Source organism: Allobosea sp. BE125, from assembly GCF_031456075.1.
GTDB lineage: Bacteria > Pseudomonadota > Alphaproteobacteria > Rhizobiales > Beijerinckiaceae > Allobosea.
The window spans coordinates 660,481-685,044 of sequence record NZ_JAVDTY010000002.1; the positions used below are offsets into that span (position 1 = coordinate 660,481).

Genomic DNA, 24,564 nt, shown 5'->3' on the forward strand with positions numbered 1-24,564 from the left:
ATGGATCTCCACCCCCCAGCAGGTGGTTAACACCCAAATCTGAACGGTTATTCAGGTTAAACAGAGCTGATCCGACGTGGTTGCGCAGATGTTACGATCAGCGCCGGCTCACGGACCCGCACGGGCGATGGCATCGGCCGGCAGGCATTTGCCCGTCCGCTCGAACGCATAGGGCGAGACCGGCAGAAAGCCGTCATTGTCAGGCGGGCCGGCCTTGCCCTTCGCCAGTTCCAGGAGCCCTGCCGTCAGCGTGGCCAGCGAGTGCTGCGCAAAGATCGAGCCGCCATCGATCAGGTTGAAGCGGATATGCCTGATCTGCGGATCGCAGGCCGAGGGAGGATAGACATTGCGCAACAGCAGGCGCGGATAGGCCAGGATCTCGCCATGCTCGTAGACGCGCTCGATCTTGAGCCCCCTGGAATTGTCGACACGCTTCTTTGGATCGAGATCGTAATAGCCGGTGACGAAACTCGGATCGAAGGCGAAGACGCGCCGGACGCGGCCGTCGCGATAGGCCGCCTGCTGCGCCAGCCCGCCACCGAGCGAGTGACCGATGGCGACGATTTCGGTGCGGCCCCGGCGATAACAGGGATAGCGTTCGACACGGTCGAGGATCGGGCCGACATGGTCCTGCACCTGCTCGTATTGATCGTAGAGCGGCAAAACCCGTGTCAGAGACCGGAAATTCGAGAGCCAGTCGTCGCGCTGGCTCCGGTCGGTGCCGCGAAAGGCGAGGATCACTTCGCGGCAGAACCGCGATCCCTGGTGGCCATGCGTCCAGACCTGCAAGCCCAGCCCGTCGAGAACGCGGCCCCTCGGCGACTCGTCCGAGGCGCAATCGCCCTTGCGCCCGCCGAAGCCGAAATCACGGCGCGGGCGCGGCGCGCCACGGCAGTCATTGATCAGCGTCTCCGCCAGGGCCCAGGGAGCAAGCCAGGGCCGCGCCAATGTCCCGAAGGCCTGATCGTCGTCGCGCTGTGCCTCCGCCTCTCTCGACCCGGCCGCCAACGGCTTGGCGATGCCGTAGCGCACGTCGTCATAAGCAGCCAGCGAGAGCAGCGCATAGCCGACAACATAAGGGGCGACATCTCTGGCCGGCAGCGCCTTCGCATCCTCGGCGCCGACACGCACGCGCGCATAGTTCTTGTCCTGGACGATCTCGATCGTGCCGCACGCAGCAAGGGCGAGCGCCAGGATACACGCCACGACAAACACCGTCGCCAGCTTCCCGCCCCGGACCGCCACCCTCGTCATCGCCGCCCCCGCCCTCAACCTAACGTAGCGTTATCGCATGCGCTGGCAAGACAGGAGCGGGCAAGACAGGAGGGGCGAGCTCAGGCAGGCTCCGTTGCCAAGGCGTCGAGCAGCCCCGGCAGCTCGGACATCTCGCCCAGCACATGCCGGGCGCCCAACGCGACGAGGCTCGTGGCCGGCTGGAAACCCCAGGACACCGCGATCGGGGTGACGCCGGCGGCAACCGCCATTTCGATGTCGAAGGAACTATCCCCGACCATCGCGCAACGCTCTGGCGTCGCACCGGTCTCGGCCAGCGCCCGCAGGATCATGCCGGGATGCGGCTTGGACGGCGCGTCGTCGGCGGTCTGGATCGTTGTGAACAACGCGTTCCAGCCATAGCGCTCGATGATGTACTCCGCGCCCCGGCGCGATTTGCCGGTGGCGATGCCGAGCTTCAAGCCGGGCCGGGCCGAGAGAACCGAGAGCATCCCGGCGACGCCGGGATAAAGCGGCTCGGCCAGCGCCGGATCGGTCTCGGCCTGATGGCGCATCGCGCCGAACACCTCTCGATAGGTCTGGGTCAGCGCATCATCGGGCCTGTCGAGGCTCGCCAATCGCATCAGCGCGATATCGAGCGTCAATCCAACGATCCCGAGCCCGGCTTCGCGACCGGGATGGGCGAGCCCATGCTTGGCAAAGGTTTCGTATTGGGCGCCGAGAATGATCGCTTCCGAATCGATCAGCGTGCCGTCGAGGTCGAAGATGACGAGATCCATGGCGCGGCTTTAGAGGTTGTTATGGACTATGGGAAGGATTTGATGAGGTCAAAACGGCGGAGATAGGAGGAGCATTGCGCCGCCGATACGTCAGTATCGGCAAGCGATGCGACGCAGCAGCTCCGCCGTTTTCACCTCACCCGCCGGGCGCGGCGCTTTTGCGCGACTGCGGCGTTGTTCTTCCTGGCAAACCGGAAGGTTTGCGCCCTCGAACGCTTTAGTGTTCTCGAACTCCCGGCATTCGCGCAAAATCGCCAACGTCAAATCATCCCCAGAGTCCATAACGACCTCTAAGAACATGACGCCGAAAACTGGCAACCAGTTTCAATCGGCGTCATGCCCTTGTCCTACGCGGACAACGCCGCCGCTTCAGGATCTCGTCGCAGCCGGGGTCTGCGGCGCGCCGGACTTGGCCTCGCGGGCGCAGCTGTCGACCGCCTTGCGCAGATCATCGCCGTCTAATCCCTTTCCGCGCGCCTCCTTGCGGCAGACAGCACGCTGGGCGAGATCGGGACGCTTTTCGTTGAAGCAGGCGACGAGCGCAGCCGTGCGGGTGGAGCCTTCGAGCTTGCGGCCGTCGATCTCCTCCTTGCAGGAGGCTCGGGCCGCAGCCGCGGTCGGCTTGCCGTCACGCGTCACCCCGTCGCGAGCGTAAAGCTGCACGCCGGGAAACTTGGCCTGGAGACAGTCGCGCATCGCCGCACGCAAATCATCGCCCGAGAGCGCGACATTGTCGGCAAGGCATTCCTGGCGCGCCTTGGCCCGGGCCTCGCGCGGCACGGGGTCATCAGGGGTGGCTGCGGCCGAAGCCGCCTGGCGCGGCGCGGGCGCCTGCGCGACAGCCGGAGCCGCAACGCAAAGGGACAGAGACAGGCCAGTGAAGAGAACGGCGAAACGCATCATCGGAGCACCTGCGTAAGAGCGATGGGAACAGAACTAGAACATAATCCAGTTTGTTCTGCAACTGTTCTCTTACGCTTCGTCAGCATCTCGAACGAAACGAGACCTGCCGGCTCTACTCGTCGGGCGCGTCGACGATCGGATCGTAGCGCTCATCCTCGAAGCCGAGCAGGTTCCAGGACTGGCGCATATGCGGCGGCAGCGGCGCACTGACATCGATCGTACCCTTGCCGCGCGGATGCGGCAGCACGATGCGGCGTGCCAGCAGATGCAGCTTGTTCTGGATGCCGCCGGGCAGTTCCCAGTTCTTGATGTTGAAGTATTTCGGGTCGCCGACGATCGGGTGGCCGATATGGGCGGCGTGCGCACGCAATTGGTGGGTGCGGCCAGTTACCGGCTTGAGCGAGAGCCAGCCGAGCTTCTGCGCCGCGGTCTCGACCACGGCGTAGTAGGTCACGGCATGCATCGCGCCGTCGTCGCCATGCTTGGCGACCGCCATGCGCTGATCGCCGTCATAGGCCTCCTCGCGGGCGAGATAGGTCGAGATCCGGCCCTGGCGTACGCGCGGCACGCCGGCGACCAGCGCCCAATAGACTTTGCGCGCCGAACGCGAACGGAAGGTCTTGGCCAAGGTCGCCGCCGCAAAGCGCGATTTCGCGATGACGAGGCAGCCGGCGGTGTCCTTGTCGAGCCGGTGCACCAGGCGCGGCTTCTGGCCGTCCTTGCCCATCATCGCGTCGAGCATCTGGTCGACATGGCGCGTGGTGCCTGAGCCGCCCTGCACGGCAAGCCCCGCCGGCTTGTTCAAGACGATGACGTCGTCATCCTCGTAGAGCGTGATCGAGCGCAGGAAGCCGAGCGTGTCGTCATCGGCCTTGAGCGAGCGCGGCCGCTGCTCCTGCGGTTCGAGCTTGAGCGGCGGAATGCGCACGGTCTGGCCCTCTTCGAGCCGGTCCTTGCTGTCGGCGCGCTTGCCGTTGACGCGCAATTCGCCCTTCCGGACGATACGCTGGATATGGCTGAAGGAGAGCTGCGGAAACCGGTTTTCCAGAAAACGGTCGATCCGCATCTCGTTCTCGTCCGCCGTCACCACAAGTTGCTGCACGCCGGTGGCGAGCACCTGCGCGGTCTCGGCCTTGACCTCGGCGCGCGTCGGCGCATCCGTCACCGGCGCTTTGCGTGGCGCCGCAGGCTTGCGTGGGCCAGCCGCGCGCGGCACGGGATGGTGCGGAGCCGGATTGCGCGTCGGCTCGGTGCGCACGACGTCCTCTTCCCGCTCCGGCCGAGGCCTGGCCGAAGCACGCGCCGAGCGGCGCGCATCATGGCTCGGGCGCTTGCCCTTTGTTGCAGGATCCCTGGGCGCACCCGAGGCCGGCGGCCTGCCGCCGCGCTTCGGTCCGCTGCCCCTGGGGCCGCCGCTCTTGGGACCGCCGGGCCCCCTGTTTCCGGTTCTCATGTCAGTCCCCGCATGATCGCAAGGCCGCCGACCAGCGCCGCAAGCGACACCACGACAGAGCCGAGGACATAGGCCGCAGCCAGCATCGCCTCGCCCCGCTCCCAGAGCAGGATCGCGTCGAGCGAGAAGGCAGAAAAGGTGGTGAAGCCGCCCAGGATGCCCGTAGTCAGGAACAGCCGCAGATCCTGCGGCGCGCCCTCGCCGGCCTTGAAGGCGAACCAGCCCGCGACCAGGCCCATCAGGCCGGAGCCGACGATGTTGATCGCGAGCGTGCCATAGGGAAAGCCGGGCCCGGCCCATTTGAGCGAAGCGAGGTTGACGCCGTGCCGCAGCACGCCGCCGATGCCGGCGCCGAGAAAGACGAGGAAGGTGGAGATCATCCGTTTCGCATAGAGCGCGAGGCGGCAGCGCACAAACGAAATCGCTCTCTTTCCTTCTCCCCTCGGGGGAGAAGGTGGCTCCGCGCAGCGGAGACGGATGAGGGCAGACCCTCAGCCACTCAAAATGCGGCTTGTGCGATCCTTCCCTCATCTGCCTCACTGCGTTCGGCACCTTCTCCCTCGAGGGGAGAAGGAAAGAGCGCGCTCCCGCTACTCCCCCCGCTCTCGCCGCAGCTTCTCCCAATACTCCAGCCGCTTGCGGATCTCGCGCTCGAAGCCGCGCTCGGGCGGATCGTAGAAGCGCTGCCGGCCGAGTGCGTCGGGCCAGTAGTTCTGGCCGGAGAAGGCATCGGGCGCATCGTGGTCGTAAGCGTAGTCCGCGCCATAGCCTTCTTCCTTCATCAGCTTGGTCGGCGCGTTGAGGATCGTCTTGGGCGGCATCAGGGAACCGCCCTGCTTGGCCGCCCGGACTGCAGCCTTGTAGGCCATATAGGCCGCGTTCGATTTTGGCGCGGTGGCGAGATAGATCACCGAATTGGCGAGCGCGAGCTCTCCCTCGGGCGAGCCGAGCTGCTCATAGGTCTCGGCGGCGGCACGCGCATGCAGCAGCGCCTGCGGATCGGCCATCCCGATATCCTCGACCGCCATCCGCACCAGCCGCCGCGCCAGAAAGCGTGGATCCTCGCCGGCGTCGAGCATGCGGGCGAAGTAGTACAATGCCGCATCGGGATCGGAGCCGCGGATCGTCTTGTGCAGGGCCGAGATCAGATTGTAGTGACCGTCCTGCGCCTTGTCATAGATCGGCGCGCGGCGCTGGATGACCTCGGCCAGCCCCGCCTCGTCGAAGACCTCATCGGGCTTGGCGGCGCGCCAGAGCTCCTCGGCCAGCGTCAGCACGGCGCGCCCGTCGCCATCGGCGAAGCGGGCAAGCGCAAGACGCGCCTCCGGCGTCAGCGGCAAGGACCGGTTTTCCAGAAGCTCGGCCCGGCCGAGCAGGAAGAGCAGCGAGCCTTCATCGAGCGACTTGAAGGTCAGCACCCGGGCGCGCGACAAAAGCGCGGCGTTGAGCGCGAAGGACGGGTTCTCGGTGGTCGCCCCGACCAGCGTGATCGTGCCGTCCTCCATCACCGGCAGGAAGGCGTCGAGCTGGGCGCGGTTGAAGCGATGGATCTCGTCGACGAAGAGCAAGGTGCCCTTGCCGCCGAATCGGCGCCCGCGCGCCAGCTCGAACACCTTCTTCAGGTCGGCGATGCCGGAGAAGATCGCGCTGATCTGCTCGAAGCCGAGATCGACCTGCCCCGCGAGCAGGCGCGCGACGGTGGTCTTGCCGGTGCCGGGCGGCCCCCAGAAGATCAGGCTGCCGAGCGAGCCGGAGGCGACGAGCCGCGTCAGCGCCCCGTCATGCCCGGTCAGGTGCTCCTGCCCTGCGACCTCCGCCAGCGTCGTCGGGCGCAGGCGGTCGGCGAGCGGGCGCGGTCCGGACTTGTCCAGCCCGGAGGCGGCGAAGAGATCACTCACCCCGGGAAGACCGAGGTCACGGTCTGGCCGCCGCGCGAGATCGTCACCTCCCAGGCGCGCTTGCGCTCCTTGGTGGCGTTCTCGATATCCCGCGACGTCGCCATGCGCTCGCCGTTGAGCGCCTGGATGATGTCGCCCTTCTGGAAGCCGACGCGCGCCGCCACGCTGCCCTCCTCGATCTCGCTGACGGCGACGCCCTCGGTCGCGGCATCGATCGAAAGCTCCTCGGAGACGGCCGGCGACAGGTTCATCACCGTGAGCCCGGTCAAAGGCGAGCGCCCCGCCAGCACGACGGCGTCGCGGGGTCGGGTTTCCGGCGCCGGGATCAGCTTGACCGGAAGCGTCAATCGCTTGCCGCCGCGCAGTACGGTCAGCCCGGTCGTGCCGTTGAGCGGGCGGGTGGCGAAGCGATAGCCGAAGGCTTCTGGATCATCGACCCCGACCCCGTCGATCGCCAGGATCACGTCGGAGCGGCGCAGGCCTGCTTCAGCGGCAGGCCCCTTCTCGACCACGCTGGCGACGACGGAACCTGCCGGCCGGTCGAGACCGAGCCCGTCGGCGACATCGGCCGTCAAGGCCTGGAGCCGGGCTCCGAACCAGGGTCTGCGCACCGTCGTCGCACCCGACCGTGCGCTCTCGACCACGACGCGCACCATGGCGGAGGGAATGGCGAACCCGATGCCGATACTGCCGCCCGAGCGCGAGAAGATCGCGGTGTTGATGCCGACGACGCGGCCTTGCATGTCGACCAATGCGCCACCGGAATTGCCGGGATTGATCGCGGCGTCCGTCTGGATGAAGGACTGCGCGTCGCCGACGCCGATCTGCGTGCGCGCCAGCGCCGAGACGATGCCTTGCGTCACCGTCTGGCCGACGCCGAAGGGGTTGCCGATCGCCAGCACCAGATCGCCGATCTCGACCTTGTCGGAATCGGCCAACTCGATCGCGGCGAGATCCTTGACGCCCTTGAGCTTGAGCACGGCGAGATCGGTGCGCGGATCGCGCAGCAGGATCGTCGCCTCGACCTCGCGCTTGTCGGCGAAGGCGACCTTGACCTCGCTCATGCCCTCGATGACGTGGTTGTTGGTGACGACGAGGCCGGAGGCGTCGACGACGACGCCGGAGCCAAGCGAGCGCTGCACGCGCTCCTGCGGCACGCCGAAACCGCGATCGCCGAAGAAGCGGCGGAAGAACGGATCGTCCATGAAGGGGTTGCGCGGCTGCTTCTCGACGCGCGCGCCATAGACGTTGACGACGCTCGCCACGCTCTGGCGCACGATCGGCGCGAAGGAGAGCGTGATCTGCTGGCGGGTCTCGGGGGCCTGTTTCGGCTGGGCCTGGACGGCGCTCTCCATCGCGACCGCCATCAGCAAGGCGAGCGGTACGGCAAGGTGGATGGGTCTCGAACGGCCTGGCATCAACGCCTCCTCTGCAGCGCCTCGACAGCGCTGGCCGAGAAATAGGCCGGCCGGCTCAGCTTTTCCAGCGTCTCACGACGCAATGAGGCGCAGATGCCCTGCTCACTTGTCCTGCAGCAGCAAGCGGTAGCGCTCGATCTCGCCGGGTACGAAGCCTGCGACGAAGGCAGGCGTCACCTCCTCGGCCGAGGGCGGAACCGAGGAGAGCTCCTTGAATCGACCTTGCAGCGTCTGGCTTGAGAGCGCTGTTTTCAAAGCCTCATTCAGCTTGGCGATGATCGGCTGCGGCGTGTTCTTCGGGGCAAACAGCGCATTCCAGCCCTGCGCCTCGAAGGCCGGCAGACCGGCCTCCTTCGAGGTCGGAACATCGGGCAGGCTCGCAAGCCGTCCCGGCGTCGCCACCGCCAGGGCCTTCACCTTCTTGCTTTCGACCGCGCCATACAGCGATGTCGCGGCATCGCAGACACCGTCGATCTGCCCGCCCATCAGGTCGTTCAGCGCCGGCCCTGCGCCGCGATAGCTGACCAGTGCCACATCGACGCCGGCCGCCTTCACGAAATTGCGGCAGATCAGATAATTCGACGAGCCGACGCCGGCATGGCCGAGGCTGACCTTGCCCGGATTGGCCTTGGCATAGGCGACGAACTCCATCAGGTCCTTGGCCGGGAAATCGAGCTTCAGCGCGATCATCGGCGAAGTCTTGGCGACGAGGCCGATCGGCGCGAAATCGGCATTGGTGTATTTGAGGTCGGGATAGATCGTATAGGAGGCGGCATTGGTGCCGCTATTGCCGATCACGATCGTATAGCCGTCCGGCTCGGCGCGAGAGGCACGCGTCAAGGCCGTCGCCCCGCCTGCCCCGCCCATATTCTCCATCACGATGCGCTGCCCGAGCGCGCGGCCCATCTCGTCACCGACAAGGCGCGCGATGACGTCCGAAGACCCGCCCGCCGCGAAGGGCACGATCATGGTGATCGGCTTGGAGGGGTAAGTGTCCTGAGCCAAGGTTGGTGCCGACACCGACAACACGGCAGCCAGGGCAGAGATGGAGGCAATCGACTTCAGCATGTTTCTCTCCCGGCGCGCAGCCTTGTCAGGCAGGCCTTCATGCAGGCTAGCGCACCCCTCGATGGAGCGAAACGCGTTTCCCGTTTCCCCCGCCGGGTCCTTGGCGAGTCAACCGCTCAACGCAGCGGCCGCGCCGGATTGCCCACCACGGTCGCGCCTGTCGCGACATCGCGCGTGACCACGCTGCCCGCGCCGATGATCGCGTCGTCGCCGATCGTGACGCCGGGCAGAATCAGCGCGCCGCCTCCGATCCAGACATTGCGGCCGATCGTGACGGGGCGCCCGAACTCCAGCCCCGCCTCCCGCTGCGCAGGATCGCGCGGATGATCCGCGGTCAGGATCTGGACACCAGGCCCGATCTGCGTCCGGTCGCCGATCATCACGGCGACGACATCGAGAATCACGCAGTTGAAATTCAGGAAGACGCCTGCGCCCACACTGATGTTGAAGCCATAATCGCAATGAAAGGGTGGGCGGATGGTACTGCCCTCGCCTACGGCGGCCAGGCGCTCCGCCAGCAGCATACGGCGCTCCCGCGTCGGCATCGCGAGCGCCCCGTTGTAGCGCACCAGCCAGTCCCGGGTGGCCGCAAGCGCGGCCTGCAGCTCGGCGTCGCCGGCGTCGTAAAGCTCGCCGGCCAGCATCTTGTCTTTCTCGCTTCGCTCCATGGGCTCGCTGTCCTTCTCATTGCGCCGCGCTGCGGGATCGGACGAAGCCTATGGAAACGAAAAAGGGCGGCCCGAAGACCGCCCTTTCAAAATTGCCTGCGATAGAGAGACGGCTCAGGCCGCCTCGTCTTCCGCCGTGAAGACCGGGCCGGAATCCTTGCCCTTGGCCTCGACATCGCGATCGACGAACTCGATCACGGCGAGCGGAGCATTGTCGCCGAAGCGGAAGCCCGCCTTCATGATGCGCAGATAGCCACCATTGCGCTCCTTGTAGCGCGGGCCCAGCACGGCGAAGAGCTTGCCGACCAGAGCGACGTCCTTGATCTGCGCGATCGCCTGGCGGCGGGCATGCAGGTCGCCGCGCTTGGCGAGCGTGATCAGCTTTTCGACGACCGGACGCAGATCCTTTGCCTTCGGCAGCGTGGTGGTGATCTGCTCGTGCTTGATCAGGGCCTGGGACATGTTGGCGAACATCGCCTTGCGATGCTCGACCGAGCGGTTGAAACGACGACCGCGGAAACCGTGACGCATTTGGCTCTCCTATCAGTTACGGCCGCCGTGCCACGGTACGGCCGTTCTTTATGCTCCGGCGCTTATGCGCCGTGCGAAAGGCGCAGGCGACTGCCTGCGCCGTATTGCTCAGTAATGCTCCTCGAAGCGCTTCGCGAGCTCTTCGATGTTCTCCGGCGGCCAGCCGGTGACGTCCATGCCGAGATGGAGGCCCATGGTAGCGAGCACTTCCTTGATCTCGTTCAGCGACTTGCGGCCGAAGTTCGGGGTGCGCAGCATCTCGCCCTCCGACTTCTGGATCAGGTCGCCGATATAGACGATGTTGTCGTTCTTCAGGCAGTTCGCCGAACGCACGGAAAGCTCGAGCTCGTCGACCTTCTTGAGCAGCGCCGGGTTGAAGGGCAGCTGCGGTGCGGTCGAGACGGCCTCTTCCTTGCGCGGCTCCTCGAAGGTGATGAAGACGGCGAGCTGGTCCTGCAGGATGCGGGCGGCGAGCGCCAGCGCGTCCTCGGGGGTGACCGAACCGTTGGTCTCGATCTGCAGGGTCAGCATGTCGCGGTCGAGGTTCTGGCCCTCGCGGGTGTTCTCGACGCGGTAGGAGACCTTCTTGACCGGCGAATACAGGCTGTCGACCGGGATCAGGCCGATCGGCGCGTCTTCCGGGCGGTTCTGCTCGGAGGGAACATAGCCCTTGCCGGTGTTGACGGTGAACTCCATGCGGATCTCGGAGCCCTCGTCCAGCGTGCAGAGCACGAGGTCGGGGTTCAGGATCGAGACGTCGCCGATGGTGTTGATGTCGCCGGCGGTGACGGTGCCTGGGCCCGTCTTGCGCAGGGTCATGCGCTTGGGGCCTTCGCCCTGCATCTTGACCGCGACGGCCTTGATGTTGAGGACGATGTCGGTGACGTCCTCGCGCACGCCGGGGATCGACGAGAATTCATGCAGCACGCCGTCGATCTGGACGGCGGTGACGGCCGCGCCCTGGAGCGAGGAGAGCAGCACGCGACGCAGCGCATTGCCGAGCGTCATACCGAAGCCGCGCTCCAGCGGGCGCGCGATCACGGTGGCGTGGCGCTTCGGGTCGTCGCCGACCTTGATTTCGAGCTTGTTGGGCTTTGACAGATCCTGCCAGTTCTTGCTGATCACGACCGCACTCCTGGTGCTTGAATTCAATGGCGGCGGCGGGCCGCCCCGGACAGGCGCCCGCCGGTGCGGGCGCCTCGAGGATCAGGTATCAGACGCGACGGCGCTTGCGCGGACGGCAACCGTTATGCGGGATCGGCGTCACGTCGCGGATCGAGGTCACGGTGAAGCCGGCAGCCTGCAGGGCGCGCAGCGCCGACTCACGGCCCGAACCCGGACCGGTGACTTCGACTTCCAGCGTGCGCATGCCGTGCTCGGCAGCCTTGCGGGCGGCGTCCTCGGCGGCAACCTGGGCGGCATAGGGGGTCGACTTACGCGAGCCCTTGAAGCCCATCGTGCCGGCGGACGACCACGAGATCGTGTTGCCCTGCGCGTCGGTGATGGTGATCATGGTGTTGTTGAACGAGGCGTTCACATGGGCGACGCCGGAGACGATGTTCTTACGTTCGCGGCGACGAACGCGTTGGGCTTCCTTGGCCATAGGTCTTTCATCCTTCGAGCGCGCCCGTCATGCCAGGCGCTGGGGAGAGGTCCCTGCCGTCATGCCCGGGCTTTGCCCCGGACATCTCTTGCAGGAGAAGGCGCCAGAGGCGCCCTCGTCACGAGATCCTCGGGACAAGCCCGAGGACGACGATTGCCTCAGGCAATCGTCACTTCTTCTTGCCGGCGATCGGCTTCGCCTTGCCCTTGCGGGTGCGGGCGTTGGTATGGGTACGCTGGCCGCGAACCGGCAGCGAGCGGCGATGGCGCAGGCCGCGATAGCAGCCGAGATCCATCAGGCGCTTGATGTTCATCGAGACTTCACGGCGCAGATCGCCCTCGACGAGGTAGTCGCGGTCGATCGTCTCGCGGATCTGCAGGACTTCGGCGTCGGTCAGCTGGTTGACCCGGCGCTCATCGGCGATGCCGACCTTGGAGCAGATCTCCTTGGCCTTCTGGGCGCCGATGCCGTGGATGTACTGCAAGCCGATGACGACGCGCTTGCCGGTAGGAATGTTAACGCCCGCGATACGAGCCATGGTCTCTTCTCCATGTCGGCCGAGGCGCCCGATGGCGCGCCGGCGGTGAAAAATAACCTCGCGCCGGTGGAGGCCGGCCTCTGCGAGGCGTTGAAACGGTCACATGCGTAAACGCGACGCCGTCCCCTCTTACGAAGGTGTCGGCATCGCTGCATGAAACCGGAAGTGGGGTCGTTAGTCGCTTGGGCGCAACGAGTCAACCCGCCGCGACCAAGAATCGTGCCAAAGCAAAAATCAGTATCCCGCCAAGGCCTTCTCGATCGCCGCAGTCACGGCGTCGATCGGCTGCATGCCGTCGATATCGGTCAGTTGCCCGCGCTTGGCGTAATAGGGCGCGACGACCGCGGTATCGCGATTATAGGCCTCGAGCCGGGTCTTGAAGACCTCCGGATCGTCATCCTTGCGCACCGGCTGCCCGGCCGCCCTCGCCTCCTCGGCACGCTTGACGATGCGGTCGACGAGCTTGGTCTGGTCAACCTTGAGTTCCAGTACCTTGTCGAGCTTGAGCCCCTTGGACGCCAGCATCGCATCGAGCGCCTCGGCCTGCGCCAGCGTGCGCGGGAAGCCGTCGAGGATGAAGCCCTTCTTGGCGTCCGCATGCTCGATTCGCTCGGCGACGATGCCGATGACGATATCGTCCGAAACCAGCGCGCCGGAATCCATCACCGACTTCGCCTTGATGCCGATCGGCGTACCGGCCGCGACCGCCGCACGCAGCATGTCGCCTGTGGAAAGCTGAGGAATGCCGTGCGCTTCGACGATACGCGCCGCTTGAGTGCCCTTACCCGCCCCCGGCGGCCCCAAGAAAATCAATCGCATCAGCGCTTCGCCCCTCGCAGCTTGGCCTTCTTGACCAGCCCCTCATACTGATGGGCCAGCAAATGTCCGTGAACCTGCGCCACGGTATCCATTGTCGTCGTCACCACAATCAGCAGCGACGTGCCGCCCAGGAGAATGATCGGTATCTGGGCATAGGTGATCATGAACTCGGGGATAAGGCAGACGATAGTCAAATAGCCGGCTCCGAGCACGGTGATGCGCGTCAGCACGCGGTCGATATGCTCGGCGGTGCGCTCGCCCGGGCGGATGCCGGGCATGAAGCCGCCATGCTTCTTGAGATTGTCGGCCGTCTCCACCGGATTGAACACGATAGCGGTGTAGAAGAAGCAGAAGAAGATGATCAGCGCCGCATAGAGGAACATGAACAGCGGCCGGCCATGGGCCAGATAGGTCGCGATCACCGACAGGAAGCCCGTACCGCCCGAAGCCTGCGAGAAGCTCGCGATGGTGGTCGGCAGCAGCAGCAGCGAAGACGCGAAGATCGGCGGAATCACGCCGGCCGTGTTGAGCTTCAGCGGCAGGAACGAGGTCTGGCCCTCATACATCCGGTTGCCGACCTGGCGCTTGGGATAGTTGATCAGGAGCCGGCGCTGGGCGCGCTCCATGAAGACGCAGAAGGCGATGACGCAGATCGCCATCACCAGGATCAGCAGCAAGAGGCCGGTCGAGATCGCGCCCTGGCGGCCGAGTTCGAGGGTCTGGGCGAGCTGCGACGGGAATTCGGCGATGATGCCCGAGAAGATGATCATCGAGGTGCCGTTGCCGATGCCGCGGCTGGTGATCTGCTCGCCGAGCCAGAGCAGGAACATCGTGCCGCCGACCAGCGTGATCGTGGTCGAGAGCAGGAAGAACGGACCCGGCTCCAGCACGAGATTGCCCGAGCCCTGCAGGCCGACGCCGATGCCATAGGCCTGGAAGACCGCGAGAACCAGCGTCAGGTAGCGCGTGTACTGGTTCAGGACCTTGCGACCCTGCTCGCCTTCCTTCTTCAGCGCCTCGAAGGTCGGGACCACGCTGGAGAGCAGCTGCACGATGATCGAGGCCGAGATGTACGGCATGATCGCCAGCGCAAAGATCGCGAGCCGGCCGACCGCGCCGCCGGAAAACATGTTGAACAGGCCAAGCACGCCGGACTGGGACTGCTTGAACAGATCCGAGACGGCGTCGGGATTCATGCCGGGCAGCGGGATATAGGTGCCGAGCCGGTAGATGATCAGCGCGCCGAGCGTGAACCAGATGCGTTTCTTCAGCTCATCCGCCTTGGCGAACGCGCCGAAATTCAGGTTTGAAGCAAGCTGTTCAGCCGCCGATGCCATGCGTCCGGTCCTTGGATGGTATCATAAACAGTCAAACGGCGGCCTGGGCTTCGGGCCCGGCCGCCGTTCGCAAACGCTCATGTAAGAGCTTGGCTCACGCCTGTGAAGCGGCAGGCGCCAGGATCTTCACGGAACCGCCGGCCTTCTCGATGGCGGCGACTGCCGACTTCGACGCGCCAGCCACCTCGAAGGCGAGCTTCGCCTTGAGTTCGCCGACGCCCAGGATCTTGACGCCGTCGGTCGCCTGACGGGTGATCACGCCGGCGGCGACGAGCGCCTCGATCGTAACCGCGCCCTTGGCGTCGAGCTTGCCGGCTTCGACCGCCTGCTGGATCCGGCCGAGATTGACCTCGTTCAGATCCTTGGAGAACAGGTTGTGGAAGCCACGCTTGGGCAGGCGGCGATAAAGCGGCATCTGGCCGCCTTCGAAGCCCTTGACCGCCACGCCGGCACGAGCCTTCTGGCCCTTGACGCCGCGTCCGCCGGTCTTGCCCTTGCCGGAGCCGATACCGCGGCCGACACGGATACGCGACTTGTGCGCGCCTTCGTTGTCACGAATGTCTGTGAGTTTCATCGAACGATTCCCCTCACTTCACGTCGATGACGCGGACGAGGTGCCTGACCTTGTCGATCATGCCACGCACGGAGGGCGTGTCGACCAGGGTCGAGCGCCGGCGGATCTTGTTCAGGCCGAGACCGATCAGGGTCTGGCGCTGCGAAGCCTCGCGGCGGATCGGGCTACCGATCTGCTCGACGACGACGGTGGTTTCAGCTTTTGCCATGATCCCACCCTCAGACTTCGGCCGCGGCATCGGTGCCAGCATCGCGACGACGCGTCTGCAGGGCCGAAACCTTCAGGGACCGACGCGCGGCGACGCCGCGCGGGCTGTCCTCGTTCTTCAGCGCGTCGAACGTCGCGCGGACGAGGTTGTAGGGGTTCGAGGAGCCGAGCGACTTCGACACCACGTCCTGCATGCCGACCGCCTCGAAGACGGCGCGCATCGGGCCGCCGGCGATGATGCCGGTACCGGCCGGGGCAGCGCGCAGCACGACCTTGCCGGCGCCGTGACGGCCCTGGACATCGTGATGGAGCGTGCGGCCTTCGCGCAGCGGAATGCGGACGAGACCACGCTTGGCGGCTTCAGTCGCCTTGCGGATCGCTTCCGGCACTTCACGGGCCTTGCCGTGGCCGAAGCCGACGCGGCCCTTCTGATCGCCGACGACGACGAGCGCGGCGAAGCCGAAGCGCCGCCCACCCTTCACCACCTTGGCGACGCGGTTGATGTGGACCAGCTTGTCCACGAATTCCGAATCGCGCTCTTCGCGATCGCGGTCACGAGGTTCTCTCGCCATTTTAGTCCTCTTACTTGCGCGGACGACGCTCCAAGGCGTTCGCCGCTCGCTCGAGCGTTCCGGACGGAACGACGTTGAAGCGTGCCCTGCGAGAGTGGATTCCACATCTCGACAGGAACACGCTCGGTTCTTCAGCTTTCGTCCGGCCGTCTCCGGCCGAACGGAATGCGCGTCAGAAGTTCAGGCCGCCCTCACGGGCCGCCTCGGCCAGCGCCTTGACGCGGCCGTGATACATGTAGGAGCCGCGATCGAAGACCACGTCCTTCACGCCCGCCTTGACGGCGCGCTCGGCGATCAGCTTGCCGATCGCGGTCGCGGCCTCGACATTCGCACCCGACTTGATGTCGGCGCGGATGTCCTTGTCCAGCGACGAAGCCGAAGCGAGGGTGACCCCCTTCGTGTCGTCGATGACCTGGGCGTAGATCTGCTTGCCGGTGCGGTGCACCGACAGGCGAGCGCGGCCATTGGCGACCGCCTTGATGGCGCGACGGACGCGAGCCCGACGGCGCGCAGTGTTTTCTGTCTGCTTGCTGCTCATGGCGCTTACTTCTTCTTCCCTTCCTTGCGGAAGATGAATTCGCCGGCGTACTTGACGCCCTTGCCCTTATAGGGCTCGGGGCCGCGATAATCGCGGATCTCGGCGGCGGTCTGGCCGACCACCTGCTTATCGATGCCGGTGATCACGATTTCGGTCGGCTTCGGCGTGACGATCGCGACACCTTCCGGGATCGGATAATCGATGTCGTGGCTGTAGCCGAGCGACAGCTTCAGCACCTTGCCATTGACGGCGGCCTTGTAGCCGACGCCGTTGATCTCGAGCTTCTTCTCGAAACCCGTGGTGACGCCCAGCACCAGATTGGCGACGCGAGCACGCGAAGTGCCCCAGAGCGAACGGGCGCGCTTTGTCTGCGAGCGCGGCTGGACGGCAATGGCGCCATTATCCATGGCGACCGAAACGTCCTCCGGCACCTCGAAGGAGAGTTCCCCCTTCGAGCCCTTGATCTTGACGAGCTGGCCGGCGACGTTGGCGGTGACGCCAGCGGGAACCGGAACAGGCTTCTTACCGATACGAGACATTGGATTTCTCCTGAAAACGAGCGGCGCGGAAGGTCAGAAGACCTTGCAAAGCACTTCGCCGCCCACGTTCTGCTCGCGGGCAAGATGATCGGGCATCACACCCTTCGGCGTCGAGATGATGGTCACGCCAAGGCCATCGGCCACGCGCGGCATCGTCTCCACCGAAGAATAGACGCGGCGGCCGGGCTTCGACACCCGCGAGATCGACCGGATGACCGGCTGCCCCTCGTGGTACTTCAGCTCGATATCGAACTCGGTCCGGCCATTGCCGAACTCGGTCTGGGTGTAGCCGCGGATGTAGCCCTCGGACTGAAGCACATCGAGCACGCGGGCCCTGAGCTTCGAACCAGGCGTCGAAACGCGCGACTTGCGCCGCATCTGCGCATTGCGGATGCGGGTCAGCATATCTCCAAGCGGATCAATGATCACGATGCGTCCTCCTCACCAGCTCGACTTGACGAGGCCGGGAACCAGCCCCTTGTTGCCGAGCTCGCGCAGCGCAACGCGCGACATCTTCAGCTTGCGGTAGAAGGCGCGCGGACGGCCCGTCACCTCACAGCGGTTGCGCACCCGGTTCGGAGCCGAGTTGCGCGGCAGTTCAGCGAGCTTGAGGCGAGCGAGGAACCGCTCGTCCATGGACTGGCTGTCGTCATTGGCGATCGCGAGAAGCCGCGCGCGCTTGCCCGAGAATTTCTTCACGAGAGCCTTGCGGTGGTTGTTGTTCTCGACGGAGCTTTTCTTAGCCATCGATCTCTCCTGGTTTCCGCGTATGAGCGGTGAGGCTCACTGCCGGAACGGGAAGTTGAAGTGCTTGAGCAAGGCGCGTGCCTCGTCGTCCGACTTCGCAGTCGTGCAAACGATCACGTCCATGCCCCACACGGCGTCGACCTTGTCGTAGTTGATCTCAGGGAACACGATGTGCTCCTTGATGCCGAGCGCGAAATTGCCGCGCCCGTCGAACGACTTGGGGTTGAGGCCCCGGAAGTCGCGCACGCGGGGCAAGGCGATGGTGACGAGCCGGTCGACGAACTCGAACATCTTGGTCTTGCGCAGCGTGACTTTGCAGCCGACCGCCATGTTCTCGCGCAGCTTGAAGCCGGCGATGGCGAGGCGGGACTTGGTGATGACCGGCTTCTGACCGGCGATCAGGGCGAGGTCGCCGGCGGCGTTGTCGACCTTCTTGCGGTCAGCCGTGGCTTCGCCAACGCCCATGTTGATGACGATCTTGTCGATCGTCGGCACTTCCATGGCGTTCTTGTAGCCGAACTCGGCGATCATCGCGGGACGGACGACGTCCTCGTAATGCTTCTTCATACGCGGCGTGAGAGCCGCCTGCTGCTGATTATCAGCCATCGATCAGATCCCCCGAACGCTTGGCGAAACGGACCTTGCGGCCATCGTCGAGCACCTTGAAGCCAACCCGGGTCGGCTTGCCGTCCTTCGGATCGGCCACGGCAAGGTTCGACAGATCGATCGTCGCTTCCTTGCTGATGATGCCGCCCTCGGACTGGGCAGACGCCTTGGTGTGCTTCTTGACCATCATGACGCCACGCACCACGGCGCGGGCATCCTTCGGGATAACCTGGAGCACTTCGCCGGCCTTGCCCTTGTCACGGCCGGCCAGCACGACGACCTTGTCGCCCTTCTTGATCTTCGCAGCCATTACAGCACCTCTGGCGCAAGCGAGATGATCTTCATGTGGTTCTTGGCGCGAAGCTCGCGCGGAACCGGTCCGAAGATACGGGTGCCGACAGGCTCCTTCTGGTTGTTGATCAGAACGGCCGCATTGCGGTCGAACCGAATCACCGAACCATCGGCGCGCTTGACGTCCTTGGCGGTGCGAACGACGACCGCCTTCATGACGTCGCCCTTCTTCACGCGACCGCGGGGAATGGCTTCCTTGATCGAAACGACAATGATGTCGCCAATGCGGGCGTAACGCCGCTTCGACCCGCCGAGAACCTTGATGCACATCACACGACGGGCGCCGGAGTTATCCGCGACCTCGAGATTCGTCTGCACCTGGATCATGGCCTTGATCCTTCCATATGCATATCAGCGCGGTTTCCCGGCAGGCATTAGCGCCGCCGGGACTACGACTGACGGGGGTCGATCGCCCCCTGGCCTCAAATTTGACTTACGCCTTGGGAGCGTTGTCGAGCACAACCCAGCTTTTCAGCTTGGAAATGGGCTTGGACTCCTCGATCCAGACCTGGTCGCCAACCTTCGAGACCTGAGCCTCGTCGTGGGCATGATAGTTTTTCGTGCGGCGAACGGTCTTCTTGAGGAGCGGGTGCGTATAGCGCCGCTCGACCTTCACCACAACTGTTTTATTTTGCTTGTCGCTGACGACGACGCCCTGCAGCACGCGCTTCGGCATGTCTCAAACTCCTCAGGCGCTCACTGCGGCGGTCTTGGACCGCTGCAGTGTTTTGATGCGGGCGATATCCTTGCGCACTTCGGTGACCCGAGCGGTATTCTCGAGCTGGCCGGTGGCGCGCTGGAAACGCAGGTTGAACTGCTCCTTCTTCAGCTTCAGGAGCTCTTCCTGCAGCAGGTCCACGCTCATGACCTTCAGGTCGGACAGGCGTTTTGCGGTCTTCATGTCGTCCTCCCTTACTCGGCGATGCGTTGGATGAAGCGGGTCTTGATCGGCAGCTTGGCTGCGCCGAGGCGCATGGCCTCGCGCGCGGTCTCTTCCGGCACGCCGTCAATCTCGAACATGATCCGGCCCGGCTTGACCTTGGCTGCCCAGAATTCAGGCGCGCCCTTGCCCTTGCCCATGCGGACTTCGGTCGGCTTCTTCGAAACCGGCACGTCCGGGAAAATCCGAATCCAGACGCGGCCGGCGCGCTTCATGGCACGCGTGATCGCGCGGCGAGCCGCCTCGATCTGGCGCGCGGTGACGCGTTCCGGCATCAGCGCCTTGAGGCCGAACTGGCCGAAATTCAGATCCGTGCCGCCCTTGGCGACGCCGGAAATGCGCCCCTTGAACTGCTTGCGGAACTTAGTCTTCTTTGGTTGCAACATGGCTCTTCTCGATCAGCCTTACGCGGCGTGGTCACGACGATGGCCACCGCCGGAACGGCTGCCCTCATCGGCCATGCGCTTGTCCTGGGCCATCGGGTCGTGTTCGAGGATCTCGCCCTTGAAGATCCAGACCTTGATGCCGCACGTGCCGTAGGTGGTGAAGGCAGTCGCCACACCGTAATCCACATCGGCGCGCAGCGTGTGCAGCGGCACGCGACCTTCGCGATACCATTCCAGACGCGCGATTTCGGCGCCGCCGAGACGGCCCGAGCAGTTGATGCGGATGCCCTCGGCGCCCAGACGCATGGCCGACTGAACGGCCCGCTTCATGGCGCGACGGAACGCGACGCGGCGCTCGAGCTGCTGCGCGATCGAGTCGGCGACCAGGGTCGCGTCGATCTCGGGCTTACGCACCTCGACGATGTTGATGGCAACATCGGCCTTGGTGAGCGTCATCACCGTCTTGCGCAGCTTCTCGATATCGGCGCCCTTCTTGCCGATCACCACGCCCGGACGAGCCGAGTGGATGGTGACGCGGCACTTCTTGTGCGGGCGCTCGATGATGATCTTGGAGATCGCAGCCTGCTTCAGCAGCTTCATGAGCGCGGCGCGGATCGCCATATCCTCATGCAGAAGCTTGCCGTACTCACCCTTCTGCGCGAACCAGCGCGAATCCCAGGTGCGGTTGATGCCGAGGCGAAGCCCGATCGGATTGATTTTCTGACCCATCGTTCTCTCCTCAGGCCTTGGCCGCCGCGACTTCGCGCACCACGATCGTGATGTTGGCGAAGGGCTTCAGGATGCGGGCGCCGCGGCCGCGGGCGCGAGCGTGGAAACGCTTCATGACCAGCGCCTTGCCGACGAAGGCCTGCGCCACGACGAGGTCATCGACGTCGAGATCATGATTGTTCTCGGCGTTGGCGATCGCGCTCTGAAGGCACTTGCGCACGTCCAGCGAAATCCGCTTGCGCGAGAATTCGAGGTCGGCGAGCGCGGTCGAGACCTTCTTGCCACGGATCAGCTGGGCGAGGAGGTTGAGCTTCTGCGGGCTGACGCGAAGATTGCGGGCGACCGCAATGGCTTCGTTGTCAGGCAGCGCACGGGGGAAGGATGCTTTTCCCATGGCTTACTTCCTCTTCGCCTTCTTGTCGGCAGCGTGGCCGTGGAAGGTGCGCGTCGGCGAGAACTCGCCGAACTTGTGGCCCACCATTTCCTCGGACACGGACACCGGCACATGCTTGTGGCCGTTGTAGACGCCGAACGTCAGACCGACGAACTGCGGAAGGATCGTGGAGCGACGGCTCCAGATCTTGATGACCTCAGACCGGGCCGCCGAACGGGCAACCTCGGCCTTTTTCAGAAGGTATCCGTCGACAAACGGACCTTTCCAAAGCGAACGCGCCATGACGGACCTCAGTTCTTCTTCTTGCGGGCGTGACGGCTCGACACGATGAACGTATCGGTCCGCTTGTTCGAGCGGGTCTTCTTACCCTTGGTCGGCTTACCCCAGGGGGTGACCGGGTGACGACCACCGGAGGTGCGGCCTTCGCCGCCGCCATGGGGATGGTCGACAGGGTTCATCGAGACGCCGCGGTTATGCGGACGACGACCGAGCCAGCGCGAACGCCCTGCCTTGCCGTCATTCCGGTTCATGTGGTCGGGGTTGGAAACCGCGCCCACCGTCGCATAGCACAGGCCGCTGATCAGGCGCTGTTCGCCCGAGTTCAGACGGACGATGACATAGCCCTGGTCGCGACCAACGATCTGGGCGTAGTTGCCCGCAGACCGCGCCAGCGCCCCGCCCTTGCCGATCTTGAGTTCGACATTGTGGACGATGGTGCCGATCGGCAGCGTGCCCATCGGGGCGGCGTTGCCGGGCTTGACGTCGACCGACGGGCCCGAGATCACGCTGTCGCCAACGGCGAGGCGCTGCGGGGCCAGGATATAGGCCTGCTCGCCGTCGCTGTACTTGATCAGCGCGATGAAGGCGGTGCGGTTGGGATCGTATTCGATCCGTTCCACCACAGCCGGAATGCCATCCTTGCCGCGACGCTTGAAGTCGATCAGGCGCAGCGTGCGCTTGTGACCGCCGCCGCGGAAGCGGACGGTGATGCGGCCGAGGTTGTTGCGGCCGCCTGAGGACGACTTGCCCTCGGTCAGCACCTTGAGCGGCTTGCCCTTATAGAGCTCGCTGCGGTCGACGATCACGAGCTGGCGAAGGCTCGGCGTGGTCGGCTTGAAACTCTTCAAAGCCATGATGCAGATCCTCCCTTCACAGACCCGTGGTCACGTCGATGGAATGACCATCTTCGAGCGTCACGATTGCCTTCTTGACGTCCGAACGCTGGCCGAGGCGGCCACGGAAGACCTTGATCTTCCCTTCGGTGACGAGCGTGTTCACGCTCTTCACCTTGACGTCGAACAGCTTTTCGATCGCGGCCTTGATCTGCGGCTTGGTCGCAGTCTTGGAGACCTCGAAGACGACCTTGTTATGCTCGGAGAGCATCGTCGCCTTCTCGGTGATCACCGGGCTACGAATGACGTCGTAGTGGCGCGGATCCAGATTCTTTGCAGCCTGGCTCATTTGAAGCGCGCCTCCAGCGCATCGACAGCCGCGCGGGTCAAGACGAGCTTGTCGCGACGCAGGATGTCATAAACGTTGATGCCCTGGATCGGCAGGACGTCGACATTCGGGATCGAACGCGCGGCCAGGCCGAAGTTCACGTCGATCTCGGCGCCGCCGATCACCAGCACGCTGGACAGGTCCAGCTTGCTGAAATGGCCGAGCAGCAGCTTGGTCTTGGGCTCCGAGAGCTTGGCATCATCGATGATGATGATCTCCGAACCCTTGGCCTTGGCCGAGAGCGCATGACGCAGAGCCAGAGCGCGGACCTTCTTGGGCAGGTCATGCGCATGATCGCGCACGATCGGGCCGAAGGCCTTGCCGCCGCCGCGGAACTGCGGAGCGGAAGCTGCGCCGTGGCGAGCGCCGCCGGTGCCCTTCTGCTTGTAGATCTTCTTGCGGGTGCGATCGACTTCCGAGCGGCCCTTGGACTTGTGCGTCCCGGCGCGGCGCTTGGCGAGCTGATAGCGCACCATGCGGGCGAGGATGTCGGCGCGCGGCTCAAGGCCGAAGATCGCATCCGACAATTCGACGGAGCCGGCAGAGCCGCCCTCGAGGGTGGTGATATCGAGCTTCATCACGCGTTCTCCTCAACGGTCTCAGTCGCGGGAGCCTGCGTTTCGCCGCCGGCAACCTTGAACTTGCCCGGCAGGGGCGCATCCTTGGGCAGCGCACGCTTGACGGCGTCGCGGACGTGGATCCAGCCACCGGCATGACCGGGAACCGCACCCTCGACCAGGATCAGGCCGCGCTCGACATCCGTCTGGACGACGCGCAGGTTCTGCGTGGTGACGCGCTCGGCGCCGAGATGGCCCGGCATCTTCTTGTTCTTGAAGGTCTTGCCCGGGTCCTGACGGCCACCGGTCGAACCGATCGAGCGATGCGAGACCGAAACACCGTGCGTGGCGCGAAGGCCGCCGAAGTTCCAGCGCTTCATGCCGCCGGCGAAGCCCTTGCCGATGGTCGTGCCGCTGACGTCGACGAACTGGCCGACGACGAAGTGGTCAGCCGTCAGCTCGGCGCCGACCGGGATCAACGCGTCGTCGCTGACGCGGAACTCGACGATCTTGCGCTTGGGCTCGACCTTGGCGACGGCGAAATGACCGCGCTCAGCCTTCGAGACGTTCTTGACCTTGGCCAAGCCCGACCCGAGCTGAACGGCGACATAGCCGTTCTTCTCAACCGTACGATGCGCGACAACCTGGCAGTTATCGAGCTTCAGCACGGTGACCGGGATATGTTCGCCGGCATCCGTGAAGATGCGGGTCATCCCGACTTTCTGTGCAATCACACCGGAACGCATCGGTGCATACCTTCCCTTGGGGTCATGTTCATCCTGCCAAAACGCAGGAGACAGAGGACCCGGCTAAAAATCAGAACATGGCCGGACGACGGGAATAGCGGATCGTCGTCTGGACCATGGTCAACTTACAACTTGATTTCGACGTCGACGCCGGCGGCGAGATCAAGCTTCATCAGGGCGTCGACCGTCTGAGGGGTCGGGTCGACGATATCGAGAACCCGCTTGTGGGTCCGCATCTCAAACTGCTCGCGCGACTTCTTGTCGATGTGCGGCGAGCGGTTGACCGTGAACTTCTCGATGAGCGTGGGCAGCGGGATGGGCCCGCGGACCTGGGCGCCCGTCCTCTTGGCCGTCGACACGATCTCGCGCGTCGAAGCGTCGAGAATGCGGTGATCGAACGCCTTGAGGCGGATCCGGATGTTCTGACCGTTCATGGTCTTGTGTTCTCCGTGACGTGAAAAGGCAAAGGCCCGGTAGGGCCTTCGCCCTCACGAAAACGCGTTACGCGATGATGCTAGCGACGACGCCTGCACCGACGGTGCGGCCGCCTTCGCGGATGGCGAAGCGCAGCTTCTCCTCCATCGCGATCGGCACGATCAGGTGCACTTCCATGGCGATGTTGTCGCCAGGCATCACCATCTCGGTGCCCTCAGGCAGGTGCACCACGCCGGTCACGTCCGTCGTGCGGAAGTAGAACTGCGGGCGGTAGTTGGTGAAGAACGGGGTATGACGACCGCCCTCCTCCTTCGTCAGGATGTAGGCCTCGGCCTTGAACTTGGTGTGCGGCTTCACCGAACCCGGCTTGCACAGGATCTGGCCGCGCTCGACGTCCTCACGCTTCGTGCCGCGCAGCAGCGCGCCGATGTTGTCGCCCGCCTGGCCCTGGTCGAGCAGCTTGCGGAACATCTCGACGCCCGTCACCGTCGTCTT

General features: G+C 64.9%; 37 protein-coding genes. All 37 read right to left on the minus strand.

Features of this window, described 5'->3' with window-relative positions:
* Nucleotides 1-108: 108 nt before the first annotated feature.
* On the minus strand, nucleotides 109-1,254 hold the full coding sequence (locus J2Y55_RS08420) for a Tle-like phospholipase domain-containing protein (protein ID WP_310150536.1): 1,146 nt from the start codon (nucleotides 1,252-1,254) through the stop codon (nucleotides 109-111).
* A gap of 80 nt (nucleotides 1,255-1,334) precedes the next feature.
* Entirely contained in the window at nucleotides 1,335-2,012 is a 678-nt protein-coding gene (locus tag J2Y55_RS08425; RefSeq protein WP_310150539.1) for an HAD family hydrolase, read from the minus strand.
* Nucleotides 2,013-2,381: 369 nt separating this feature from the next.
* Nucleotides 2,382-2,912, minus strand: a complete 531-nt coding sequence (locus tag J2Y55_RS08430) for a hypothetical protein (RefSeq protein ID WP_310150542.1) — start codon at nucleotides 2,910-2,912, stop codon at nucleotides 2,382-2,384.
* Between the two features lie 115 nt (nucleotides 2,913-3,027).
* Nucleotides 3,028-4,368: an RluA family pseudouridine synthase gene (locus tag J2Y55_RS08435; RefSeq protein WP_310150545.1), complete on the minus strand. Its 1,341-nt coding sequence runs from the start codon at nucleotides 4,366-4,368 to the stop codon at nucleotides 3,028-3,030.
* Nucleotides 4,365-4,748 (minus strand): fluoride efflux transporter CrcB, encoded by a 384-nt coding sequence (crcB, locus tag J2Y55_RS08440; protein WP_310150548.1) that lies wholly within the window; start codon nucleotides 4,746-4,748, stop codon nucleotides 4,365-4,367. The genes J2Y55_RS08435 and crcB overlap by 4 nt, the downstream gene beginning before the upstream one ends.
* Before the next feature lie 210 nt (nucleotides 4,749-4,958).
* Complete coding sequence (locus J2Y55_RS08445; protein WP_310150551.1) at nucleotides 4,959-6,266, minus strand: replication-associated recombination protein A; 1,308 nt, start codon at nucleotides 6,264-6,266, stop codon at nucleotides 4,959-4,961.
* Nucleotides 6,263-7,684, minus strand: coding sequence for a Do family serine endopeptidase (locus tag J2Y55_RS08450; RefSeq protein ID WP_310150555.1), 1,422 nt, complete (start codon nucleotides 7,682-7,684; stop codon nucleotides 6,263-6,265). Before J2Y55_RS08450 ends, J2Y55_RS08445 begins: the two co-directional genes overlap by 4 nt.
* Before the next feature lie 102 nt (nucleotides 7,685-7,786).
* Nucleotides 7,787-8,752, minus strand: coding sequence for a tripartite tricarboxylate transporter substrate-binding protein (locus J2Y55_RS08455; RefSeq protein ID WP_310150558.1), 966 nt, complete (start codon nucleotides 8,750-8,752; stop codon nucleotides 7,787-7,789).
* Between the two features lie 116 nt (nucleotides 8,753-8,868).
* Nucleotides 8,869-9,420, minus strand: a complete 552-nt coding sequence (locus tag J2Y55_RS08460) for a sugar O-acetyltransferase (RefSeq protein ID WP_310150561.1) — start codon at nucleotides 9,418-9,420, stop codon at nucleotides 8,869-8,871.
* Nucleotides 9,421-9,534: 114 nt separating this feature from the next.
* Nucleotides 9,535-9,951 (minus strand): 50S ribosomal protein L17, encoded by a 417-nt coding sequence (gene rplQ / locus J2Y55_RS08465; RefSeq protein WP_069692132.1) that lies wholly within the window; start codon nucleotides 9,949-9,951, stop codon nucleotides 9,535-9,537.
* A 108-nt stretch (nucleotides 9,952-10,059) separates the two neighbouring features.
* Nucleotides 10,060-11,076 (minus strand): DNA-directed RNA polymerase subunit alpha, encoded by a 1,017-nt coding sequence (locus J2Y55_RS08470; protein ID WP_069692133.1) that lies wholly within the window; start codon nucleotides 11,074-11,076, stop codon nucleotides 10,060-10,062.
* Nucleotides 11,077-11,164: 88 nt separating this feature from the next.
* Nucleotides 11,165-11,554, minus strand: a complete 390-nt coding sequence (gene rpsK / locus J2Y55_RS08475; RefSeq protein ID WP_043237079.1) for a 30S ribosomal protein S11 — start codon at nucleotides 11,552-11,554, stop codon at nucleotides 11,165-11,167.
* Nucleotides 11,555-11,723: 169 nt separating this feature from the next.
* Nucleotides 11,724-12,092, minus strand: a complete 369-nt coding sequence (rpsM, locus tag J2Y55_RS08480) for a 30S ribosomal protein S13 (protein WP_069692134.1) — start codon at nucleotides 12,090-12,092, stop codon at nucleotides 11,724-11,726.
* Nucleotides 12,093-12,326: 234 nt separating this feature from the next.
* The gene (locus tag J2Y55_RS08485) at nucleotides 12,327-12,911 is read right to left on the minus strand and encodes an adenylate kinase (protein ID WP_310150567.1); all 585 of its coding nucleotides are present in this window, start codon (nucleotides 12,909-12,911) and stop codon (nucleotides 12,327-12,329) included.
* Nucleotides 12,911-14,248 (minus strand): preprotein translocase subunit SecY, encoded by a 1,338-nt coding sequence (gene secY, locus J2Y55_RS08490; RefSeq protein WP_310150571.1) that lies wholly within the window; start codon nucleotides 14,246-14,248, stop codon nucleotides 12,911-12,913. The genes J2Y55_RS08485 and secY overlap by 1 nt, the downstream gene beginning before the upstream one ends.
* 94 nt (nucleotides 14,249-14,342) lie before the next feature.
* The gene (gene rplO / locus J2Y55_RS08495) at nucleotides 14,343-14,822 is read right to left on the minus strand and encodes a 50S ribosomal protein L15 (RefSeq protein ID WP_092177800.1); all 480 of its coding nucleotides are present in this window, start codon (nucleotides 14,820-14,822) and stop codon (nucleotides 14,343-14,345) included.
* A gap of 13 nt (nucleotides 14,823-14,835) precedes the next feature.
* Nucleotides 14,836-15,030 carry a 50S ribosomal protein L30 gene (gene rpmD, locus J2Y55_RS08500; RefSeq protein WP_069692138.1) on the minus strand — a complete coding sequence of 65 codons (195 nt, stop codon included), beginning with the start codon at nucleotides 15,028-15,030 and terminating at the stop codon, nucleotides 14,836-14,838.
* 10 nt (nucleotides 15,031-15,040) lie between these two features.
* Nucleotides 15,041-15,601, minus strand: coding sequence for a 30S ribosomal protein S5 (rpsE, locus tag J2Y55_RS08505; protein WP_069692139.1), 561 nt, complete (start codon nucleotides 15,599-15,601; stop codon nucleotides 15,041-15,043).
* Between the two features lie 172 nt (nucleotides 15,602-15,773).
* Nucleotides 15,774-16,139, minus strand: a complete 366-nt coding sequence (gene rplR, locus J2Y55_RS08510; protein ID WP_069692140.1) for a 50S ribosomal protein L18 — start codon at nucleotides 16,137-16,139, stop codon at nucleotides 15,774-15,776.
* A gap of 5 nt (nucleotides 16,140-16,144) precedes the next feature.
* Nucleotides 16,145-16,678, minus strand: coding sequence for a 50S ribosomal protein L6 (rplF, locus tag J2Y55_RS08515; RefSeq protein ID WP_069692141.1), 534 nt, complete (start codon nucleotides 16,676-16,678; stop codon nucleotides 16,145-16,147).
* Between the two features lie 33 nt (nucleotides 16,679-16,711).
* Entirely contained in the window at nucleotides 16,712-17,107 is a 396-nt protein-coding gene (gene rpsH / locus J2Y55_RS08520; RefSeq protein ID WP_092177802.1) for a 30S ribosomal protein S8, read from the minus strand.
* Between the two features lie 12 nt (nucleotides 17,108-17,119).
* Complete coding sequence (gene rpsN, locus J2Y55_RS08525) at nucleotides 17,120-17,425, minus strand: 30S ribosomal protein S14 (protein WP_092177804.1); 306 nt, start codon at nucleotides 17,423-17,425, stop codon at nucleotides 17,120-17,122.
* A 36-nt stretch (nucleotides 17,426-17,461) separates the two neighbouring features.
* Nucleotides 17,462-18,031 carry a 50S ribosomal protein L5 gene (gene rplE / locus J2Y55_RS08530; protein ID WP_092177806.1) on the minus strand — a complete coding sequence of 190 codons (570 nt, stop codon included), beginning with the start codon at nucleotides 18,029-18,031 and terminating at the stop codon, nucleotides 17,462-17,464.
* Nucleotides 18,024-18,341: a 50S ribosomal protein L24 gene (gene rplX, locus J2Y55_RS08535; RefSeq protein WP_069692144.1), complete on the minus strand. Its 318-nt coding sequence runs from the start codon at nucleotides 18,339-18,341 to the stop codon at nucleotides 18,024-18,026. Before rplX ends, rplE begins: the two co-directional genes overlap by 8 nt.
* Nucleotides 18,341-18,709, minus strand: a complete 369-nt coding sequence (gene rplN, locus J2Y55_RS08540) for a 50S ribosomal protein L14 (protein WP_054144259.1) — start codon at nucleotides 18,707-18,709, stop codon at nucleotides 18,341-18,343. Before rplN ends, rplX begins: the two co-directional genes overlap by 1 nt.
* Nucleotides 18,710-18,815: 106 nt before the next feature.
* Nucleotides 18,816-19,058, minus strand: a complete 243-nt coding sequence (rpsQ, locus tag J2Y55_RS08545; protein WP_092177808.1) for a 30S ribosomal protein S17 — start codon at nucleotides 19,056-19,058, stop codon at nucleotides 18,816-18,818.
* Between the two features lie 12 nt (nucleotides 19,059-19,070).
* Nucleotides 19,071-19,283 carry a 50S ribosomal protein L29 gene (gene rpmC, locus J2Y55_RS08550; protein WP_069692147.1) on the minus strand — a complete coding sequence of 71 codons (213 nt, stop codon included), beginning with the start codon at nucleotides 19,281-19,283 and terminating at the stop codon, nucleotides 19,071-19,073.
* A gap of 11 nt (nucleotides 19,284-19,294) precedes the next feature.
* A complete protein-coding gene (gene rplP / locus J2Y55_RS08555; protein WP_069692148.1) occupies nucleotides 19,295-19,708 on the minus strand; it encodes a 50S ribosomal protein L16 in 414 nt (137 codons plus the stop codon).
* Between the two features lie 18 nt (nucleotides 19,709-19,726).
* Nucleotides 19,727-20,437, minus strand: coding sequence for a 30S ribosomal protein S3 (gene rpsC, locus J2Y55_RS08560; protein WP_092177810.1), 711 nt, complete (start codon nucleotides 20,435-20,437; stop codon nucleotides 19,727-19,729).
* A 10-nt stretch (nucleotides 20,438-20,447) separates the two neighbouring features.
* On the minus strand, nucleotides 20,448-20,831 hold the full coding sequence (gene rplV, locus J2Y55_RS08565) for a 50S ribosomal protein L22 (RefSeq protein WP_310150595.1): 384 nt from the start codon (nucleotides 20,829-20,831) through the stop codon (nucleotides 20,448-20,450).
* Nucleotides 20,832-20,834: 3 nt separating this feature from the next.
* Nucleotides 20,835-21,113, minus strand: coding sequence for a 30S ribosomal protein S19 (gene rpsS, locus J2Y55_RS08570; protein ID WP_069692151.1), 279 nt, complete (start codon nucleotides 21,111-21,113; stop codon nucleotides 20,835-20,837).
* Between the two features lie 8 nt (nucleotides 21,114-21,121).
* Nucleotides 21,122-21,964 (minus strand): 50S ribosomal protein L2, encoded by an 843-nt coding sequence (gene rplB, locus J2Y55_RS08575; RefSeq protein ID WP_069692152.1) that lies wholly within the window; start codon nucleotides 21,962-21,964, stop codon nucleotides 21,122-21,124.
* A gap of 16 nt (nucleotides 21,965-21,980) precedes the next feature.
* Nucleotides 21,981-22,292, minus strand: a complete 312-nt coding sequence (locus J2Y55_RS08580) for a 50S ribosomal protein L23 (RefSeq protein ID WP_092177814.1) — start codon at nucleotides 22,290-22,292, stop codon at nucleotides 21,981-21,983.
* Entirely contained in the window at nucleotides 22,289-22,909 is a 621-nt protein-coding gene (gene rplD / locus J2Y55_RS08585; RefSeq protein WP_092177816.1) for a 50S ribosomal protein L4, read from the minus strand. Before rplD ends, J2Y55_RS08580 begins: the two co-directional genes overlap by 4 nt.
* Complete coding sequence (gene rplC, locus J2Y55_RS08590; protein ID WP_069692155.1) at nucleotides 22,909-23,634, minus strand: 50S ribosomal protein L3; 726 nt, start codon at nucleotides 23,632-23,634, stop codon at nucleotides 22,909-22,911. Before rplC ends, rplD begins: the two co-directional genes overlap by 1 nt.
* Before the next feature lie 125 nt (nucleotides 23,635-23,759).
* A complete protein-coding gene (gene rpsJ / locus J2Y55_RS08595; protein ID WP_043237115.1) occupies nucleotides 23,760-24,068 on the minus strand; it encodes a 30S ribosomal protein S10 in 309 nt (102 codons plus the stop codon).
* Between the two features lie 67 nt (nucleotides 24,069-24,135).
* Nucleotides 24,136-24,564: EF-Tu C-terminal domain-related protein (locus J2Y55_RS08600; RefSeq protein WP_404978855.1), on the minus strand; the 429-nt coding region annotated here is incomplete at its 5' end.

Bases quoted from the DNA above. Each gene is read 5' to 3' on its own strand.
- J2Y55_RS08580 (WP_092177814.1), bottom strand. From the start codon at position 22,292: ATGAGCCAGGCTGCAAAGAATCTGGATCCGCGCCACTACGACGTCATT.
- J2Y55_RS08425 (WP_310150539.1), bottom strand. From the start codon at position 2,012: ATGGATCTCGTCATCTTCGACCTCGACGGCACGCTGATCGATTCGGAA.
- J2Y55_RS08450 (WP_310150555.1), bottom strand. From the start codon at position 7,684: ATGCCAGGCCGTTCGAGACCCATCCACCTTGCCGTACCGCTCGCCTTG.
- J2Y55_RS08430 (WP_310150542.1), bottom strand. From the start codon at position 2,912: ATGCGTTTCGCCGTTCTCTTCACTGGCCTGTCTCTGTCCCTTTGCGTT.
- rplN (WP_054144259.1), bottom strand. From the start codon at position 18,709: ATGATCCAGGTGCAGACGAATCTCGAGGTCGCGGATAACTCCGGCGCC.
- rplV (WP_310150595.1), bottom strand. From the start codon at position 20,831: ATGGGAAAAGCATCCTTCCCCCGTGCGCTGCCTGACAACGAAGCCATT.
- rplE (WP_092177806.1), bottom strand. From the start codon at position 18,031: ATGGCTGATAATCAGCAGCAGGCGGCTCTCACGCCGCGTATGAAGAAG.
- rpsN (WP_092177804.1), bottom strand. From the start codon at position 17,425: ATGGCTAAGAAAAGCTCCGTCGAGAACAACAACCACCGCAAGGCTCTC.
- J2Y55_RS08455 (WP_310150558.1), bottom strand. From the start codon at position 8,752: ATGCTGAAGTCGATTGCCTCCATCTCTGCCCTGGCTGCCGTGTTGTCG.
- J2Y55_RS08435 (WP_310150545.1), bottom strand. From the start codon at position 4,368: ATGAGAACCGGAAACAGGGGGCCCGGCGGTCCCAAGAGCGGCGGCCCC.
- rpsS (WP_069692151.1), bottom strand. From the start codon at position 21,113: ATGGCGCGTTCGCTTTGGAAAGGTCCGTTTGTCGACGGATACCTTCTG.
- rplB (WP_069692152.1), bottom strand. From the start codon at position 21,964: ATGGCTTTGAAGAGTTTCAAGCCGACCACGCCGAGCCTTCGCCAGCTC.
- rpsQ (WP_092177808.1), bottom strand. From the start codon at position 19,058: ATGCCGAAGCGCGTGCTGCAGGGCGTCGTCGTCAGCGACAAGCAAAAT.
- J2Y55_RS08420 (WP_310150536.1), bottom strand. From the start codon at position 1,254: ATGACGAGGGTGGCGGTCCGGGGCGGGAAGCTGGCGACGGTGTTTGTC.
- rpsJ (WP_043237115.1), bottom strand. From the start codon at position 24,068: ATGAACGGTCAGAACATCCGGATCCGCCTCAAGGCGTTCGATCACCGC.
- rpsE (WP_069692139.1), bottom strand. From the start codon at position 15,601: ATGGCGAGAGAACCTCGTGACCGCGATCGCGAAGAGCGCGATTCGGAA.
- rplQ (WP_069692132.1), bottom strand. From the start codon at position 9,951: ATGCGTCACGGTTTCCGCGGTCGTCGTTTCAACCGCTCGGTCGAGCAT.
- rplO (WP_092177800.1), bottom strand. From the start codon at position 14,822: ATGAAACTCACAGACATTCGTGACAACGAAGGCGCGCACAAGTCGCGT.
- crcB (WP_310150548.1), bottom strand. From the start codon at position 4,748: ATGATCTCCACCTTCCTCGTCTTTCTCGGCGCCGGCATCGGCGGCGTG.
- J2Y55_RS08460 (WP_310150561.1), bottom strand. From the start codon at position 9,420: ATGGAGCGAAGCGAGAAAGACAAGATGCTGGCCGGCGAGCTTTACGAC.
- rplX (WP_069692144.1), bottom strand. From the start codon at position 18,341: ATGGCTGCGAAGATCAAGAAGGGCGACAAGGTCGTCGTGCTGGCCGGC.
- secY (WP_310150571.1), bottom strand. From the start codon at position 14,248: ATGGCATCGGCGGCTGAACAGCTTGCTTCAAACCTGAATTTCGGCGCG.
- rplR (WP_069692140.1), bottom strand. From the start codon at position 16,139: ATGAGCAGCAAGCAGACAGAAAACACTGCGCGCCGTCGGGCTCGCGTC.
- rpsK (WP_043237079.1), bottom strand. From the start codon at position 11,554: ATGGCCAAGGAAGCCCAACGCGTTCGTCGCCGCGAACGTAAGAACATC.
- J2Y55_RS08485 (WP_310150567.1), bottom strand. From the start codon at position 12,911: ATGCGATTGATTTTCTTGGGGCCGCCGGGGGCGGGTAAGGGCACTCAA.
- rpsM (WP_069692134.1), bottom strand. From the start codon at position 12,092: ATGGCTCGTATCGCGGGCGTTAACATTCCTACCGGCAAGCGCGTCGTC.
- rplP (WP_069692148.1), bottom strand. From the start codon at position 19,708: ATGTTGCAACCAAAGAAGACTAAGTTCCGCAAGCAGTTCAAGGGGCGC.
- rplD (WP_092177816.1), bottom strand. From the start codon at position 22,909: ATGAAGCTCGATATCACCACCCTCGAGGGCGGCTCTGCCGGCTCCGTC.
- rpmC (WP_069692147.1), bottom strand. From the start codon at position 19,283: ATGAAGACCGCAAAACGCCTGTCCGACCTGAAGGTCATGAGCGTGGAC.
- rplF (WP_069692141.1), bottom strand. From the start codon at position 16,678: ATGTCTCGTATCGGTAAGAAGCCTGTTCCGGTTCCCGCTGGCGTCACC.
- rpmD (WP_069692138.1), bottom strand. From the start codon at position 15,030: ATGGCAAAAGCTGAAACCACCGTCGTCGTCGAGCAGATCGGTAGCCCG.
- rpsC (WP_092177810.1), bottom strand. From the start codon at position 20,437: ATGGGTCAGAAAATCAATCCGATCGGGCTTCGCCTCGGCATCAACCGC.
- rplC (WP_069692155.1), bottom strand. From the start codon at position 23,634: ATGCGTTCCGGTGTGATTGCACAGAAAGTCGGGATGACCCGCATCTTC.